The sequence below is a fragment of the Leucobacter sp. NPDC015123 genome (assembly GCF_043080205.1).
In the GTDB taxonomy this organism is placed as follows: domain Bacteria; phylum Actinomycetota; class Actinomycetes; order Actinomycetales; family Microbacteriaceae; genus Leucobacter; species Leucobacter aridicollis_A.
Map to the genome: position 1 here is coordinate 328,122 of NZ_JBIBVH010000004.1, position 15,376 is coordinate 343,497.

At 63.0% G+C, this 15,376-nt stretch carries 14 protein-coding genes; 6 read left to right on the forward strand and 8 right to left on the reverse strand.

Annotated elements, in window-relative coordinates; translation table 11 throughout:
- The first annotated feature begins 28 nt into the window (after positions 1-28).
- On the forward strand, positions 29-679 hold the full coding sequence (locus tag ACF07D_RS10590; RefSeq protein ID WP_391504880.1) for a YitT family protein: 651 nt from the start codon (positions 29-31) through the stop codon (positions 677-679).
- A gap of 83 nt (positions 680-762) precedes the next feature.
- Here ACF07D_RS10590 and ACF07D_RS10595 read toward each other — a convergent pair whose 3' ends face one another.
- From ACF07D_RS10595 to ACF07D_RS10615, 5 genes are all read right to left on the reverse strand, one after another.
- Entirely contained in the window at positions 763-2,181 is a 1,419-nt protein-coding gene (locus tag ACF07D_RS10595) for an APC family permease (RefSeq protein WP_391504881.1), read from the reverse strand.
- A gap of 198 nt (positions 2,182-2,379) precedes the next feature.
- Positions 2,380-3,183: an ABC transporter permease gene (locus ACF07D_RS10600; protein WP_391504882.1), complete on the reverse strand. Its 804-nt coding sequence runs from the start codon at positions 3,181-3,183 to the stop codon at positions 2,380-2,382.
- The gene (locus ACF07D_RS10605; protein WP_255808147.1) at positions 3,180-4,040 is read right to left on the reverse strand and encodes an ABC transporter permease; all 861 of its coding nucleotides are present in this window, start codon (positions 4,038-4,040) and stop codon (positions 3,180-3,182) included. Before ACF07D_RS10605 ends, ACF07D_RS10600 begins: the two co-directional genes overlap by 4 nt.
- 12 nt (positions 4,041-4,052) lie before the next feature.
- Positions 4,053-5,234: an ABC transporter ATP-binding protein gene (locus tag ACF07D_RS10610; protein WP_391504883.1), complete on the reverse strand. Its 1,182-nt coding sequence runs from the start codon at positions 5,232-5,234 to the stop codon at positions 4,053-4,055.
- 3 nt (positions 5,235-5,237) lie between these two features.
- Positions 5,238-6,455: a PotD/PotF family extracellular solute-binding protein gene (locus tag ACF07D_RS10615; protein WP_391504884.1), complete on the reverse strand. Its 1,218-nt coding sequence runs from the start codon at positions 6,453-6,455 to the stop codon at positions 5,238-5,240.
- A gap of 392 nt (positions 6,456-6,847) precedes the next feature.
- Between ACF07D_RS10615 and ACF07D_RS10620 the strand changes: the two genes are divergently transcribed.
- Positions 6,848-7,315, forward strand: a complete 468-nt coding sequence (locus ACF07D_RS10620; RefSeq protein ID WP_119278986.1) for an Lrp/AsnC family transcriptional regulator — start codon at positions 6,848-6,850, stop codon at positions 7,313-7,315.
- A 2-nt stretch (positions 7,316-7,317) separates the two neighbouring features.
- Positions 7,318-8,712 (forward strand): aspartate aminotransferase family protein, encoded by a 1,395-nt coding sequence (locus tag ACF07D_RS10625; RefSeq protein WP_119278989.1) that lies wholly within the window; start codon positions 7,318-7,320, stop codon positions 8,710-8,712.
- Positions 8,713-9,023: 311 nt separating this feature from the next.
- Here ACF07D_RS10625 and ACF07D_RS10630 read toward each other — a convergent pair whose 3' ends face one another.
- The 3 genes from ACF07D_RS10630 to rpsO form a co-directional block, all read right to left on the reverse strand.
- Positions 9,024-9,998 (reverse strand): hypothetical protein, encoded by a 975-nt coding sequence (locus ACF07D_RS10630; RefSeq protein ID WP_391504885.1) that lies wholly within the window; start codon positions 9,996-9,998, stop codon positions 9,024-9,026.
- A gap of 419 nt (positions 9,999-10,417) precedes the next feature.
- A complete protein-coding gene (locus tag ACF07D_RS10635; RefSeq protein ID WP_391504886.1) occupies positions 10,418-11,086 on the reverse strand; it encodes a DUF4166 domain-containing protein in 669 nt (222 codons plus the stop codon).
- A 139-nt stretch (positions 11,087-11,225) separates the two neighbouring features.
- Positions 11,226-11,495, reverse strand: coding sequence for a 30S ribosomal protein S15 (rpsO, locus tag ACF07D_RS10640; RefSeq protein ID WP_119284600.1), 270 nt, complete (start codon positions 11,493-11,495; stop codon positions 11,226-11,228).
- A 296-nt stretch (positions 11,496-11,791) separates the two neighbouring features.
- Here rpsO and ACF07D_RS10645 point away from each other — a divergent pair, with 296 nt between their 5' ends.
- The 3 genes from ACF07D_RS10645 (at position 11,792) to ACF07D_RS10655 (ending at position 15,190) form a co-directional block, all read left to right on the forward strand.
- Positions 11,792-13,000: an ammonium transporter gene (locus ACF07D_RS10645; protein WP_391504887.1), complete on the forward strand. Its 1,209-nt coding sequence runs from the start codon at positions 11,792-11,794 to the stop codon at positions 12,998-13,000.
- 100 nt (positions 13,001-13,100) lie between these two features.
- Positions 13,101-13,931 (forward strand): inositol monophosphatase family protein, encoded by an 831-nt coding sequence (locus ACF07D_RS10650; protein WP_391504888.1) that lies wholly within the window; start codon positions 13,101-13,103, stop codon positions 13,929-13,931.
- 53 nt (positions 13,932-13,984) lie between these two features.
- Positions 13,985-15,190 carry a PotD/PotF family extracellular solute-binding protein gene (locus ACF07D_RS10655; RefSeq protein ID WP_391504889.1) on the forward strand — a complete coding sequence of 402 codons (1,206 nt, stop codon included), beginning with the start codon at positions 13,985-13,987 and terminating at the stop codon, positions 15,188-15,190.
- Positions 15,191-15,376: the final 186 nt, after the last annotated feature.

Sequence of the window (15,376 nt, forward strand, 5' to 3'; positions counted from 1 at the left end):
CCAGGCCAAAAAGGAGTGGACTGGTTCTATGCTCCTTCGACTCGCTCGCCTCATCCCCGGCCTCATCCTCTACGGCATCGCCGACGCCTTCATGATCAAGGCTGCCGTGGGCGTCGACTCATGGACCGTCTTCGCCCAGGGAGTTGCGGCGCACACCGGGCTCAGCATCGGCATCCTCACAAACCTCATCGGGCTCGCGGTTCTACTGCTGTGGATTCCGCTCCGGCAACGCCCTGGCCTCGGAACGGTGCTCAACATTCTGCTCGTCGGCCCCGGAATCGATCTCGGCCTCTGGCTCCTGCCGACACCTGGACCACTCTGGCTGCGCATCGTGTTCTTCGCAACGGGGCTCCTTCTCCTCGCCGTCGCGAGTGGCATCTACATCGGCGCAAGGCTCGGGCCCGGGCCGCGCGACGGCCTCATGACAGGCATTCACAACAGGTTTGGCACGCCGATCTGGATCGCGCGGACAGCAGTCGAGCTCTCCGTGCTCCTTGTGGGGTGGCTGCTCGGAGGAAACGTTGGGCTCGGTACTGTCGCATTCGCGCTGCTCATCGGCCCCCTCTGCGGTGTGACGCTGCCACTGCTTGACCCCGTGACCCGCCGCGAAGCTCGCGATGCACGGGCGGTTCGGGCCAAGCAGGCAGCCGCTGATCCCTCCCCGGTCCACACCCGCTAGCAGCGCGAAGGGGCCGCGCAGGATCTCCCCTGCGCGGCCCCTCGTGTCACCAAGAACTGCCTTCCGGCCAGCTCTCGCGTCGACTACTCGGCGTCTTCCGGCACCTTGTTGTATCCGGTCACCGGCTGGCTCTCGTCGAAGGCAGCGACCTTCTTCCGGAAGCCCTTCGTGAGGAATACGAGGTAGATCAGGCCGAGAACCGTCCATGCGACGCCACCGACGAGGGCATCGAAATGGAGGTTCGCCCAGAGCACGCCGGTGAGGATCATGCCGATGCCAGGCATCACGACGTACGAGAAGAAATCCTTCGGTGTCTTGTAGCGCTTCTGCTTGATCGCGAACCACGCAATCACCGAGACGTTCACAGCGGTAAACGCGATGAGCGCACCGTAGTTGATGAACGCAGAGATGATCTCGAGCGTGAACGCCATTGCGAGGAGGCTCACCACACCCGTCAGCACAATGTTGAAGGTCGGGGTGTGCGTCTTGGGGTTGATGTAGCCAAAGAACTTCTTCGGGAGCACGTTGTTTCGGCCCATCACGAGCAGCATGCGCGACACCGAGGCGTGCGAAGCCAAACCTGAGGCGAGCGTCGCCGCGAAGCCAGCGGCGGTGAGCACTGCCTGCAGCACCGGGCCGCCAACGAACTGGCCGATGAGCGGCAGCGTCGAATCCTCAACGAACTGCATGTCGCCGCCCGGTGCGAACTCCTCCCAGTTCGGGAAGCGCTGCTGCGTGAAGTAGCCTGCGATCAGGAAGATCGCGCCGCCGAGCACAACCGTGAGCAGGATCGCACGCGGCATAACCTTGGGGCTCTTCGCCTCCTCGACGTACATGGTGACAGCGTCAAACCCAATGAACGAGAAGCACACGATAGTTGCGCCAGTGAGCACGGCGCTCATCTGGACGCCCTCGTGGAAGAAAGGCTGCGTTGAAGCAATGGATCCGGTGCCTGCGCCGTCCTGCAACTGTGCCCAGACCATCACCACAAAGACGACCATGACAACGATCGAGAACACGAGAAGGATCATGTTGAGGTTTGATGTGCCGCGCATCGTGAGATAGATGACGCTGGTCACAAGGATGCAATACAGCACTACCCAGATCCAGCCCGGTGTGCCCGGGAACACTGCCTCAAGGTAACTGCGGATGATGAGGCAGTTCACCATCGGCAGCAACAGGTAGTCAATGAGCGAGGTCCATCCGACCATGAAGCCCACGTTCGGGTGGATCGACTCGCGCACGTACGTGTACGCCGAGCCCGCGCTCGGGATAGCACCGGCCATCTTGCCGTAGCTCACTGCGGTAAACATCATCACGACGAGCGCGACGAGGTATGCAAGCGGCACAACGTTGTCGGTGTCGCGGGCGACAAGGCCGAACGTGTCGAAGACGACCGTCGGAGTCATGTAGCCAAGGCCAAGGCCAACAATGGCCCACAAACCAAGGTTTCGTTTGAGCGACCCGCCACGCTTTGCAGCGGGCGTGAACGTCTTTGTCATGTGCTCTCCTAAACACCGAGAGTCGCACAGGCTTCTTCGCTCCAATGCGACAACTGCTGGGGGCGGAATTGTCTTCCGCCAGGAGATCATCTTGCACCCATCGGGCACGCCACGCAAAAGCCCGCCCGACACGCCGAATTATCTTCGGACATCGAGCGGGCTTTCACGTGGATAGCTCAAGAACCGCTGAACGTTTGGTTACCGTGTTGCTAGCTTTTTCTGCCTGCTGATATTGACCGACTGCACAATAATCACGAGCAGGAGGGCACCAATAAACACGATCGACGCGAGCACGTTGGCCTGCGCCGGCACGCCCTTGAGCGCCGACACGTAGATGAACTTCGGGAATGTCGTTGCGGTGCCCGAGTTGAAGTTCGTGATGATGAAGTCATCGAACGACAGCGCGAAACTGAGCAGCGCCGCCCCGATGATGCCAGGCATGAGCATCGGCAGGGTGATCCGCCAAAACACCTGTCCAGGCGAAGCGTAGAGGTCACGGCCCGCTTCCTCAATCGCAGGGTTCAGCGACGCAACACGGGCCTTCACCGCGACAACGACGTACGAGATGCAGAACATCACGTGGGCGAGGATCACGGTTCCAAGGCCCTTCTCCACCCCAGCGAGCAGGAACTGCGCTGCAAGTCCAGCTCCGAGCACCACCTCGGGGGTCGCCATCGGCGTGAATAGCAGCAGGCTGATTGTCGAGCGGAACTTGAAACGGTACCGCACGAGCGCGATCGCGATCATCGTGCCGAGCACCGTCGCGATGACAGTCGACACCAAGCCGACCATGATCGAGTTGCCAAAAGCTGTGCACACCTGCGGGGCTCCACACGGATTTTGCCAGTTCTCGAGCGTGAAGCCGTTCCAAATAATGTTGTTTCGGCCACGCTTCTCGTTGAACGAGAACATGATGACGTGCGCGATAGGCAGGAGCAGGTAGATGAGGCCGATCACGCCGACGACCGGGACGAACGCCTTGCCAAGACTGAACTTCTTCACAGCAGATCCTCCGCCCCGCTCTTTCGCACGTACGTTGCGATCATGATGAGGATGATCACCATGAGCATGATCGACAGCGCTGCCGCCATCGGGTAGTTCTGCGTTTGCAAGAAGTTCGACTCGATAACGTTGCCGATCATCGCCGTACTCGTGCCGCCCAAGAACTCACGCGACGCGACAACGTAATCACCGGACATCGGAATGAAGCTCAGCAGCGTGCCCGACACGATGCCTGGCATCGAGAGCGGCAGCGTGACGCGCCGAAACGTTGTCACTGGCGACGCGTACAGGTCAGATCCTGCCTCGAGGAGCCGCAGATCGAGCGCCTGCAGTGACGCGAACATCGGCAGCACCATAAACGGAATGAAGTTGTAGACAAGGCCAAAGATCACCGAGAAGTGCGTGCCGATCAGCTCGCTCGGCAAGATTGACTTCCACGCGAGCGTGCGGAGCAACATGCTAATGAAGAACGGCGCGACGACGAGGATCAGCAGGATCCCCTGCAGCATCGGCTTCGAACGAACCTTCACGCCGATGAGGTACGCCAGCGGGTAGCTGATGAGCAGCCCGATGATCGTCGCCGACAGCGCGTAGATAAATGAGCGCACAAGGTGCGGCCAGTACTCGCTGAGCGCGGTCCAGTAGTTGCCGAACTCGAGTGCGGCGACGTATTGCCCGATCCCGCCCGATGCTGCGGGGGCCTGGAGCGCGGTGAGCGCGAGCTGAATGAAGGGAGCGACGAAGAACAGCAGCATGTACGCGATGCCGGGCGCGAGCAGGAGGAGGACAACCCACCCCTGCCTGCGCGGGTGCTGCTCAACCGCTTTCGTGTTTCCGGAGAATGCCGTAAACGCCATGGCGGTGACCCCCTACTCGGCTCTGGCTGCCTGCGCGGCAATCGCCTGCGTCGAGAACTCGGCAGTGATCGAGCCGGTGTCGGTCTCGTCGTCGGCGAGGCCGAACGTGTGCTCGACGAGCCAGCTCAGCCACACCTCGTCGCCGAGTCGCGCGGCCGGGCCAGCCTCGACGTTCTGTGCGAAGACCTGCACCTTACCGAACTCCGGCGCCTCGACGGTGTACTGCGTGCTGACGCCGCTGAACGAGACATCGGTGATCCTGCCGGGGCCGATCACGTTGACGCTGGCAGACTCCGTCGGCGCGCTACTGTGCAGCCGAATCTTCTCAGGCCGCACACCGACGGTGAGGGTGCCCGTCGTGCGCTCAGTGCGCGCGAGCGGAACCGTGATCCTGTCGCCGTTCAGCGAAGAGTGAATCGCGTCGCCGCTCTCCGCCGTCACCTGCACAACGAACAGATTCGACTGGCCCAGGAAGTTGGCAACAAACACTGTCTTCGGCAGCTCGTACAACACCTCCGGGGCGCCCATCTGCTCGATTCTGCCCTTGTTCATCACGGCGACGGTGTCGGCCATAGTCATGGCCTCCTCCTGGTCGTGCGTGACGTGGAGGAAGGTGAGGCCGACCTCCTGCTGGATCTCCTTGAGCTCATGCTGCATCTGCCGCCGAAGCTTCAGATCGAGCGCGCCCAGCGGCTCATCGAGGAGCAGCAGGGCTGGTCGGTTCACGACCGCGCGTGCGAGTGCGACGCGCTGCTGCTGACCGCCCGAGAGCTGTGCCGGCTTTCGATCAGCGACGTGGTCAAGCTCGACAAGACGGAGCGCCTCGTGAGCCTTCCCCACCGGGTCGCCGATTCTCCGGCGGCGCAATCCGAACGCGACGTTCTCAAGGATCGACATGTGCGGGAACAGCGCATACGACTGGAACACGGTGTTCACCGGGCGCTTGTGGGGTTTCAGCGCGGTGACGTCTGTGCCACCGATCCTGATCTGCCCTTCACTCGGCTCCTCGAGCCCAGCCACGAGCCGCAACGTCGTTGTCTTGCCGCAGCCAGACGGGCCGAGCAGCGCGAAGAAGGAGCCGGCCGGGATCGTGAGGTCGAGGTTCTCGATCGCGGTGAACCCTGGGAACCGCTTCTGGATTCCGACGAGTTCGAGGTCAGCTCCTGACTCGGCAAATGAGTTACTCGCAGCCATCGGTTACAGCCCCAGCACCTTCTGGAATTCGGCGGAGTACTTCTTATCTTCCTCGGGTGAGAGGGAGCGGAAGCTGTGCAGGCGAGTCCAGTCTTCCTCTGACGGGAAGATGAGCGGGTTGTCTGCGTTCTCAGGGTTCAGCTTGCGCATCGCCTCCTGGGTGCCCTTCACAGGCGGCACGAACGTCACGTAGTCTGCGACCGCCGCCATCACCTCGGGGTCGTAGTAGAAGTTGATCATCTCCTCTGCGAGCTTCTTCTTCGCCGCCTCGGTGCCGTTCGGAACTGTGAAGGAGTCGGCTGCGATCATGCCGCCCGACTCGGGCACCTCGATTGTCCAGCGCGGTCCGTCGGGCGACTCGGCGTTCATCATCACGACGTCGCCGGTCCACACCATCGCCGCGAGGGTGTCGCCGCGCTCCAGATCCTGGGTGTACGAGTTGCCCTTCACGTTCTTGATCTGGCCGCTCTGGATGCCATCGTCAAGCCACTGGATCGCCTCGCCCCACTCCTTGTCACCCCAGGTACCTGCAGGGTCGTAGCCGAGGCCAGCGAGGATGATTCCCATCGTGTCGCGCATCTCCGTGAGCACGCCGACCTTGCCCTTGAGTGAGGGCTGCATAAAGTCGTCGAGCGTCTTGATGCCGCCGGGAACGGCCTCGGTGTCCCACATGAGGCAGGAGGCGGGCAACTGCCAGGGGATGGTGAACTTTCGGCCCTGGTCAGCGTCGAGCGCATTGAGCTGCGCGTCGACGAGGTTCGCAGTGACGTTCGGCAGGTTGGCGTAATCAAACTCCTGCACCTGCTGAGCCTGGATCAGGCGGGCGTTCATCCAGTCCGTGAACGTGATGACGTCGTAGCCGGTGTGCTGGCCAAGCTCGAGCTGGTCCTTGATCTTGCCATAGAACGTGTTGTTGTCGTCGATGTCCTCGATGTAGTCGACGGCGATACCTGTCTCCTCGGTGAAGAGGTCGAGGGAGTCGTAGCTCCCAGTCTCCTCGTTGAAGTCGAGGTAGTAGGTCCAGTTGCCCCAGACGAGCTTCTTCTTGCTGTCGCCGCCTCCTCCACCGCCTCCAGGGGCGCACGAGGCGAGCGTGAGCGCACCGAGTCCAGCGGCTCCGACTGCTGCGCCTTTAAGCATCTGGCGGCGATCGAACTGCGCGCTTCGCACCATGTTCACGATGCTGGCGATCATGGGGTCTTCGGGGATACGGCGTGCCATAAAAGTCTCCTTTGACTCATATTTAGCTACGTTGGGCTCTTTCGTTGAGCCCAGCGTGTCGTAGTCACGAATATCCCATACGAGGGGCACCGATGCCAATCGAATGGACGCAGATTCACGGACATCTTCACGAAACAGTTACATTTCAGATGATTTGCCGTCGATCCGCACAGTAAATACGTAATAGATGGACGGAATCCACCGGAAAAACCAAGAATTCATATGGACTGCAGGCTCTCGTTGGTACAGTTTGCAGTGAACACTCATGCGACCCGCCGCCGCACCGACGCGCCGCAGATCAATTGCGTCCAGCTGGGCAAATACGCACATTTTTGGTCCCTAAACAACTGATTCCTTTGCTATTTCCAGGTTGAACTGTCAGAATCAGAAGCGTGAGCAGCAAACGAACTAGTCCTGCCCTCGATTCGACGTCGAAGGCGATCATTGAGCAACTTCAGCTCGACGGTCGCCGCTCGTACGCCGAGATCGGGAAGGCTGTTGGCCTCAGCGAGGCCGCCGTCAGGCAGCGTGTTCAGAAGCTCACGGATGCTGGGGTCATGCAGATTGTTGCAGTGACAGACCCGATGCGACTCGGCTTTCACCGACAAGCAATGCTCGGCATTCGCGTTTCAGGCGATACAAGGGTCGTCGCCGACCGCCTCGCGGAACTACCCGAAGTGAGCTACGTCGTTTTGAGCGCTGGCTCCTTCGACATCCTCGCAGAGGTTGTCTGTGAGGACGACGACGGTCTCATCGAGCTCCTGAACGACAAGATCAGGGACATCGATGGGGTCTCAGCTACTGAGACGTTCGTCTACCTCCAACTCAACAAACAAAAATACGACTGGGGAACGAGATAACCATGTCTTTCGATCCGACTGCTGCGGTCGACACTGCTGCGCTCCAGGCTTCGGCCAAGCGCCACATGTGGCCGCACTTCACTAACCGCAAGGTGCTCAACGACGGTATCCCCGTCATCACGCGCGCCGAGGGCCACCACATTTACGACGCCGCAGGCAAGGAATACATCGACGGCCTCGCAGGCCTGTTCGTTGTCAACGCCGGCCACGGCCGCCAGCGTATCGTCGACGCAGCTGCGAAGCAGATGAAGCAGCTCGACTTCATGCCTCTCTGGTCGTACGCTCACCCCGCCGCAATCGAGCTGTCGGAGCGCCTCGCTTCGTACGCTCCCGGCGAGATGAACAAGGTCTTCTTCACCACCGGTGGTGGCGAGGCTGTTGAGTCAGCGTTCAAGCTGGCGAAGCACTTCTGGAAGATCAAGGGCCAGCCGATGAAGCACAAGGTCATCTCGCGGTCGGTTGCCTACCACGGCACCCCGCAGGGCGCCCTTGCGATCACCGGCATCCCCGACATGAAGAAGTTCTACGAGCCGCTGACCCCCGGTGGTCACCGCGTGCCGAACACCAACTTCTACCGCGCTGAAGAGATGGGCGCGCCCTCGGACGACATCGAGGCATTCGGCCAGTGGGCTGCAAACCGCATCGAAGAGGCAATCCTCTTCGAAGGCCCCGAGACCGTTGCTGCAGTGTTCCTTGAGCCCGTGCAGAACTCGGGTGGCTGCTTCCCGCCTCCCCCCGGCTACTTCAAGCGCGTTCGCGAGATCTGCGATCAGTACGACGTGCTCCTCGTCTCGGATGAGGTCATCTGTGCGTACGGCCGCGTCGGCGATTTCTTCGCTTCGAAGGCACTCGGCTACGAGCCCGACATCATCACCTCGGCAAAGGGCATCACCTCGGGCTACGTCCCGCTCGGTGCGATGATCGTCTCGGACAAGGTGTCGGAGCCCTTCAACTCGGAGGACAACACCTTCTACCACGGCTTCACCTTCGCCGGTCACCCTGCTGCTGCTGCAGCTGCGCTCGAGAACCTCGACATCTTCGAGGAAGAGGACCTCAACGGCCGCGTCCGCGAGAACAGCCCGCTGTTCCGCGCCGAGCTCGAGAAGCTCCTCGACATCGACATCGTCGGCGACGTCCGCGGTGAGGGCTACTTCTTCGGCATCGAGCTTGTCAAGGACAAGTCGACCAAGGAGACCTTCAACGAGGCAGAGTCGAACCGCCTGCTGCGCGACTACCTGTCGCCCGCACTGTGGGACGCAGGCCTGTACTGCCGCGCAGACGATCGTGGAGACCCCGTCATCCAGCTCGCTCCGCCGCTGACAATTGGTCCGGCTGAGTTCGCTGAGATCGGTGGAATCCTCCGCAGCGTTCTGAAGGACGCTTCGTCGAAGATCTAATGATCTGACACGCTCAGCATGGTGGCCCCTCCCGCACTCGCGGGAGGGGCCACTTGCGTGTTGGTGCGTGGCTTTCGCCCATGCTGCACGGCCTGCGAGCGCTGCGCTGCCGCTCCGGCTCAGCCCGCCCAGCCCCGGCCGCCCACCCCTAGCCCTGCCGCGCCACCCCTGGCCGCCCATCCCAGCCCCGCGCAACCCCTGGCAGCCCGGCGCACCGCTACGAGACCGCCCCGTCCATCCGAGACCGCCCCGTCCCCCGCACCACCGGGGCCTGTCTCGGAGGTCTGGAACGTTCTCGACCATACCCATCCTCACGGGGGCGGCACGCTGAACGCGCGAAGTCGCGCTCCGAGCAATCGGGCTGAGCGACTCTCTGAGAAGCCCCACCGCACCAGTCCGCAGCCCGTCGCGCCTCGAATCCAGTCTTCGCGCCGTTTCTCTGCAAGCACAACTTCCTCGGGGGTCCGTCTGCCTCGCAGCCGATCGTCAGTGTACTTCGCGTCGCCGTCGACTTCCCCCAGCGTCCGTTTGCCGACGAGCGCAAAATCGACGCGATACATGGAGCCCGAAGGCGCCGGAACTCCGACTTGCAGCTCCACCTCGTATCCGAGTCGGCGAAGCTGCAAGCGGCTCAGGCTTTCGGCGACTGATTCAGATCGGCTATCAGCGAAAGCCAGTCGTCTCCGCGCCCAGGCGACGCCCCGCTCACCCGGCATTGCCGCGAGCTCTTCTCGCAGCACCGCTTGCCATTGCGACTCCGCTTCAGCTGCGTCTCGCCGGGGTGCCAACGCAACTGCACGGCGAACACCAGCGTCGAGCGTCACTACGCTTTGCTCAGCGCTTGCAAGGCGTGCAACATCGCGCAGTGTCCGTGAGAGCGACGTACACAGCAAACCGCCAATCTCAACAACCACGGCTGGCTCGATGGCGGCCTGGTGCCTGACGATGTCGCGCGAACTATGGGTGTGCCTTGACCCCATAAGCGTCACGTGAACGCGTTCGCGATGCATCCCGTAGCCGGGGAGACCGAGCAGAATTGCGGCGGTCATATGGGAGAACACTGGCCGCACAGACGTCGCGCTGATATTCACGGCGAGCGCTCTGGCCAGGTGCTGCTCATCAGGCGTCCAACTACCAAACCTGGACGCCTCGACGTACACGCCTCGAGCAAGCCGTCGCCAGGTTTCATTTCTCAGCGCGGCCGCGATGACTCGATCATGCACGCCATCATCTCGGAGCCGCACCCGTTGGAGCAGGCAGGACTGCACGTCAAGTATTCTCGCCACTGGATCCATCCGCCGAGACTGCCAGCCCTGGGCCTGGAGTGAGTAGGTTGCCGCCGCACTGTGCGCAACCTTGTCTGCTTCCCCGGGCTCCACCCAGCTGTGGACGAAGTAAGGCCCGACACCGACTCCTCAAGAAAGGTGCCCCAACACTGGACCCAAGAAGTGAGCGAGAAAGCGTCATCCTTCCGAGACAGCACGCCGCTGGCGGTGCTGCGGTGCGGTCCGGGAGGGTTGAGGCGGTCTCGGGCAGGAATGGGAGGCGGCCTAAGAGGGTGGGGGCGGTCTCGGGCAGGAATGGGAGGCTGCCTAAGAGGGTGGGGGCGGTCTCCGGCAGGAATGGGAGGCTGCCTCGGCAGGGATGAGGCCCAGGCCGTGCGCCCTTGCTCAGGCCAGCCTCACAGACACGGTCGCTGAGAGAGCTACAAGACCTCGCGGCTAAATGCGCCACGGTACTCGAGCACCGTGCCGAGCACCGGGTTTCGCACCTCGGCTCGCACCGTGTTTCGTTGGGCATCGTCGTCGAACCCGTCAATCACTTCTGCACGCACTGATGCAAAGGCTGGCAGTCGTATCCGCAGCGGCCCAAGTAGCAACCACGCCCGCTCCGAGGACAACCGGAGGAAGCCCGACTCGGTTACCGAGCACCTGAGTTCAAGCTCGATGCGGCGCGACGCCCCCACTCGATTTCTGAGCCGGCCCGGACGAGGGCTCGGAAGCAGCACATCGGCAAAGCGCTGGGGCCCGGGCCGAAACATGAAGATTCGTTCAGACTTGAGGCCGAGGCCGGCAGCATCTTCCACCGCAATCGTGTTCTCAACGCGGAACGGCACGTTCCGTTCGTAACGGGTGACGAAAAGGTCGGGTCCAACGAACGGCCGGGCCAACAGATTCAGCCGACCGTAGCGGCTGCCAGCCACAGTGAACTCGCCCTCGACAACGACCGTTGAACCGATGGTTCCCCCTCCAGCGACGTACTTCAGCACTTCAGGGTGAAGCTTACGAGCTTCGTCGCCTAGGGCCTGCAGGAAGACAGAGCCGCCGGGCACGGGGTCGCCGGCTTGGAGTAGTTCGCCTCGCCCCCTGGTCACCGTGATCGCCTCATCGTCCGCATAGCTCCAGGCTAATACCTCTGCGCCCCCGCCCTCCACACGCAAAGAAGCCCCTCTCCCGAAGGAGAGGGGCTTCCCAGAGTCATAGGCGATCAGCCAAGCCGATCACTGGCCGAACTTAGCGGCGCAGACCGAGGCGCTCGATGAGCGCACGGTAACGGGCAATGTCCGTCTTCTGGAGGTAAGCCAGGAGGCGGCGACGCTGACCCACGAGGAGGAGCAGACCACGACGCGAGTGGTGATCGTGCTTGTGCTCCTTGAGGTGCTCGGTCAGATCCTTGATACGACGCGACAGCAGCGCTACCTGGACCTCAGGGGATCCGGTGTCGCCAGCAGTAGTCGCGTACTCTTCGATGATCGCCTTCTTGACATCTGTGGGCAATGACATAGGTGATCCCCTTTCTCCAGTTGCGCGGCGCCTTCAGCAGGATGCTTGGGCTCTCTGTATCCGCGGCCGATCGAACGGCAACCTCACAAGCTTAGCACCGATTGCCGGCGGCGGCCACACATGTTGAGTCGGCAGCGGCGGGTCTCCCCCGAAACACCTGGGAAACAGAGAAGTGACTGAACCGTCGCATACGAGAAACGGTTGCGAAACCGGAGGCGCGCAGACTTGGCAGCACCCAGCCGCACCGGCGCGCGGGGCGACTTTCGGCCAGTGGCGGCCGAGCAGAGGAGAGAACCATGGAAGCAACAGATGTGTGGACGCTCGCGAGCTCCGCGCTCGTACTCATCATGACGCCAGGCCTTGCGCTGTTCTACGGCGGCCTCGTCCGGGTGCGATCGGTCGTGAACATGATGCTGTTCAGCGTGAGCGCGATGGGAGTTGTGGGGGTCCTCTGGATCCTGTTCGGGTACAGCATGAGCGTCTTCGGCGAGGGCGACGGATGGTTCGCCGGGAACCCGCTTCGAGACTTTGGACTCATGAACACCGACCCTGGCGAGTTCATCGGGGTCGGCTTCGGCGCGGTGTTCGCGATGATCACTACGGCACTCATCTCGGGCGCGATCGCCGACCGTGTCGGCCTCGGCTCATGGGTGCTCTTCGCCGGCGTGTGGGCGACGCTCGTCTACTTCCCAGTCGCGGCGTGGGTGTGGGGCGGCGGCTGGATTGCTCAGCTCGGAACCTGGCTCGGCACTCCCGACGTCATTGATCTTGCTGGTGGCACGGCGATCCACATCAACGCTGGCGCGGCCGCACTCGCGCTTGCGCTCATCGTGGGCAAGCGTCACGACTTCGCGCCCGGCGCCCACAGGCCGCACTCGATCCCGCTCGTGACGATCGGGGCGGCGCTGCTGTGGTTCGGTTGGATCGGCTTCAATGCGGGCCTCGCGGGCGATGCCGCAACCGCCGGCCTCATCCTCGTGAACACACTCGGCGCTCCCGCCGCCGCGATCCTCGGTTGGCTGGCAACTGACGCTCTGCGCGGACGCAAGCCTGGGGTGATTGGCGCAGCGTCGGGTGCGGTCGCTGGCCTCGTCGCGATCACACCGGCCGCGGCGAACCTCGCCCCGGGGTTCGCGCTGCTCCTCGGTTTGCTCGCGGGCGCGGCCTGCGCATTCGCGATCGAGTGGAAGTTTCGCCTCGGGTTCGACGACTCCCTTGACGTTGTCGGCCTGCACCTCGTCGCGGGTGTGCTGGGAACCGTGTACCTCGGTTTCTTCGCGTTCAACGACGGCCTATTCACTGGTGGAGACGCTGGCCTCCTACTCGTACAGGTGATTTCAGTGCTCGGAGTGGTGATCTACTCATTCGGGGCGTCGCTGCTCATCGCATTGGCGGTCAAGCTCACGACCGGCCTCAGGGTGCCAGCTGAGGTCGAGGAGCGTGGTATCGACGCCGCCATCCACGGCGAGGAAGCGTACGCGTTCGATCAGGATCAGCGCGCCTAGCGCGCAGCGCACGCGGTACGTAGCCAGACTGCACCGTGCGGGAGAGTCAGCGTCGCGCTCTCCCGCACGGGCTTCTGCCGGGGCCGCTAGGCTCTGAATCATGACTGATTCGGTTGATGTTGCAGCTCTGGCCGAGATCGCGGGCTCGCTCGCTCGCGAGGTTGGCGAGGGCGTTCGTGCACAGCGCGCCGTGGGCGTCACGGTCGCGCAGACCAAGTCGAGCCTCACTGACGTCGTGACTGCGGCCGACCAGGAGGCCGAGCGTCTCTTGGCGGCCGGCCTGCGGCGGCTGCGGCCTCACGATGGGCTGCTCGGCGAAGAAGGAGCGAGCACCGCCGGTACCACTGGCGTGACCTGGGTCGTTGACCCGATCGACGGGACGGTGAACTATCTCTACGATCTGCCCGCCTACGCCGTGAGCGTTGCAGCGACTGTCGAAGACGGCGCGCCTGGGACGATGTCTGACGGCCGCCGAGCTGTCGCCGGCGCCGTGTACGTGCCGTCGTCTGGTGAGCTGTTCACGGCGTGGGACGGCGGCGGCGCGTATCTTGACGGCGAGCGACTGTCGGGCCCCACTGACACCGAGCTCGGCGGCACACTGCTCGCGACTGGCTTCGGGTACACCGTCGAGCGCCGCACGGAGCAGGCTGAAGTGCTCCGTCATGTCCTCCCGAGGGTTCGTGACATCCGCCGCATGGGTTCTGCCGCTGTTGACCTGTGCATGCTTGCAGCTGGCAGGCTCGATGCCTACTACGAGCGGGGCCTGCAGCCGTGGGACTACGCGGCTGCGGCGCTCATCGCGCGCGAGGCCGGCGTAGTCGTTCGCGGGCTCGGCGACAACCGTGCGGGTGAGGAACTCCTCATTGCTGGCACCCGGGGAGTTTCTGCGGAACTCGCGACACTCATCGCGGAGGCCTACCGCCGCCTGTAGCCGTCTGAGATGATGTGGATGAGTTGACCCCATGCATTTCAAAGGAGAAAGTCATGCGCAACGCCCCAACTGATCCCGTGATCGCGGAGCTTGTTCGTCGGGCCAGGAGCGCGCAGCTCACTCGGCGCCGCCTGCTTCAAGGCCTCGGCCTCGGTGCGGCTGCGGCCGGCGCCGCATCACTCGCGGCTTGCGCGCCAAGTGGGCCTGCCCACGGCGACGGTTCGGCGGGCAAGTTGCGTTGGGCGAGCTGGACGTACTACCTCGACTTTGATGAGGAGACGCAAGACTTCACGAGCCTGAGCGAGTTCATGGAGCAGTCGAACATCGACGTCGAGTACTTCGAGGACATTGACGACAACAAGATGTTCATGGCGAAGGTCAAGGACCAGTTGAAGCTCGGCCAAGACACGGGCTACGACCTGTTCACGCTCACAGACTCATCGCTCATTCGCCTCTGGGAGCAAGAGCAGCTCACTGCCTTCGACCGCGCGCTCATGCCGAATGTTGACGCACAGATGATCGACATGGTGAGGCACTCGTCGTTCGATCCGAAGCGGGAGTGGTCGATCCCCTACCAGGCGGGTATGACCGGCCTCGTCTATAACGCCGAGCTCTACCCGAAAGGTGTCGCCTCGGTGAGCGACCTGTGGAGCGCCGATCTCAAGGGGAAGGTGAGCCTGCTCAGCGAGCAGGACGACACGCTTGGGCTCATCATGCTCGAGCAGGGGGTTGACATCACTGGCGACGCGTGGGGTGACGATGAGTTCTTCGCCGCTCTCGAGGTCGCCGAAGCGCACATTAAGAACGGCGACGTTTACACAGTCAAGGGCAACTCATACACGCAAGACCTGCAGAGCGGCGCCGTGCTCGCAGGCATGGCCTGGTCTGGCGACGTGGCGATGCTCAACGAGGAAGAGGGCGAGGAAGTCTGGAAGTTTGTGGTGCCCGAGGCTGGGGCCACACTCTTCATTGACTCGTTCTGCCTCCCAGAAAGCACGGCGGCGTTTGAGCAGTCTCACACTTTGATCGACTACTACTACGAGCCAGAGGTTGCCGCCCAGGTCGCCGAGTACGTGCAGTATGTCACCCCAGTAGCCGGTGCACGCGACGCGATGGCGAAACTCAACCCAGAAATGGCCGAGAACACACTCGTCTTCCCTGACGAGGAGATGTCCGCGCGCATTCACGATATGCGTACCCCGACCGCGCAGGAAGACAACAGGTACGCGCAGGCCTACCAGAAGATCCTCGGGAACTAGCAGGGCAGAGGGCGCAAGCACGAGCGGCGGGGGGGGGGGGGGGGGGGGGGGGCCGCGCGGGGGCGGGGGGGGGGGGGGGGGGGGGGGGGGCCGGGGGGGGGGGGGGGGCGGGGGGGGGGGGGGGGGGGGGGGGGCCGGGTGCGGCCCGTACCGGAAGCGACAAGTCCTGTACCGCCTCTTGACAGC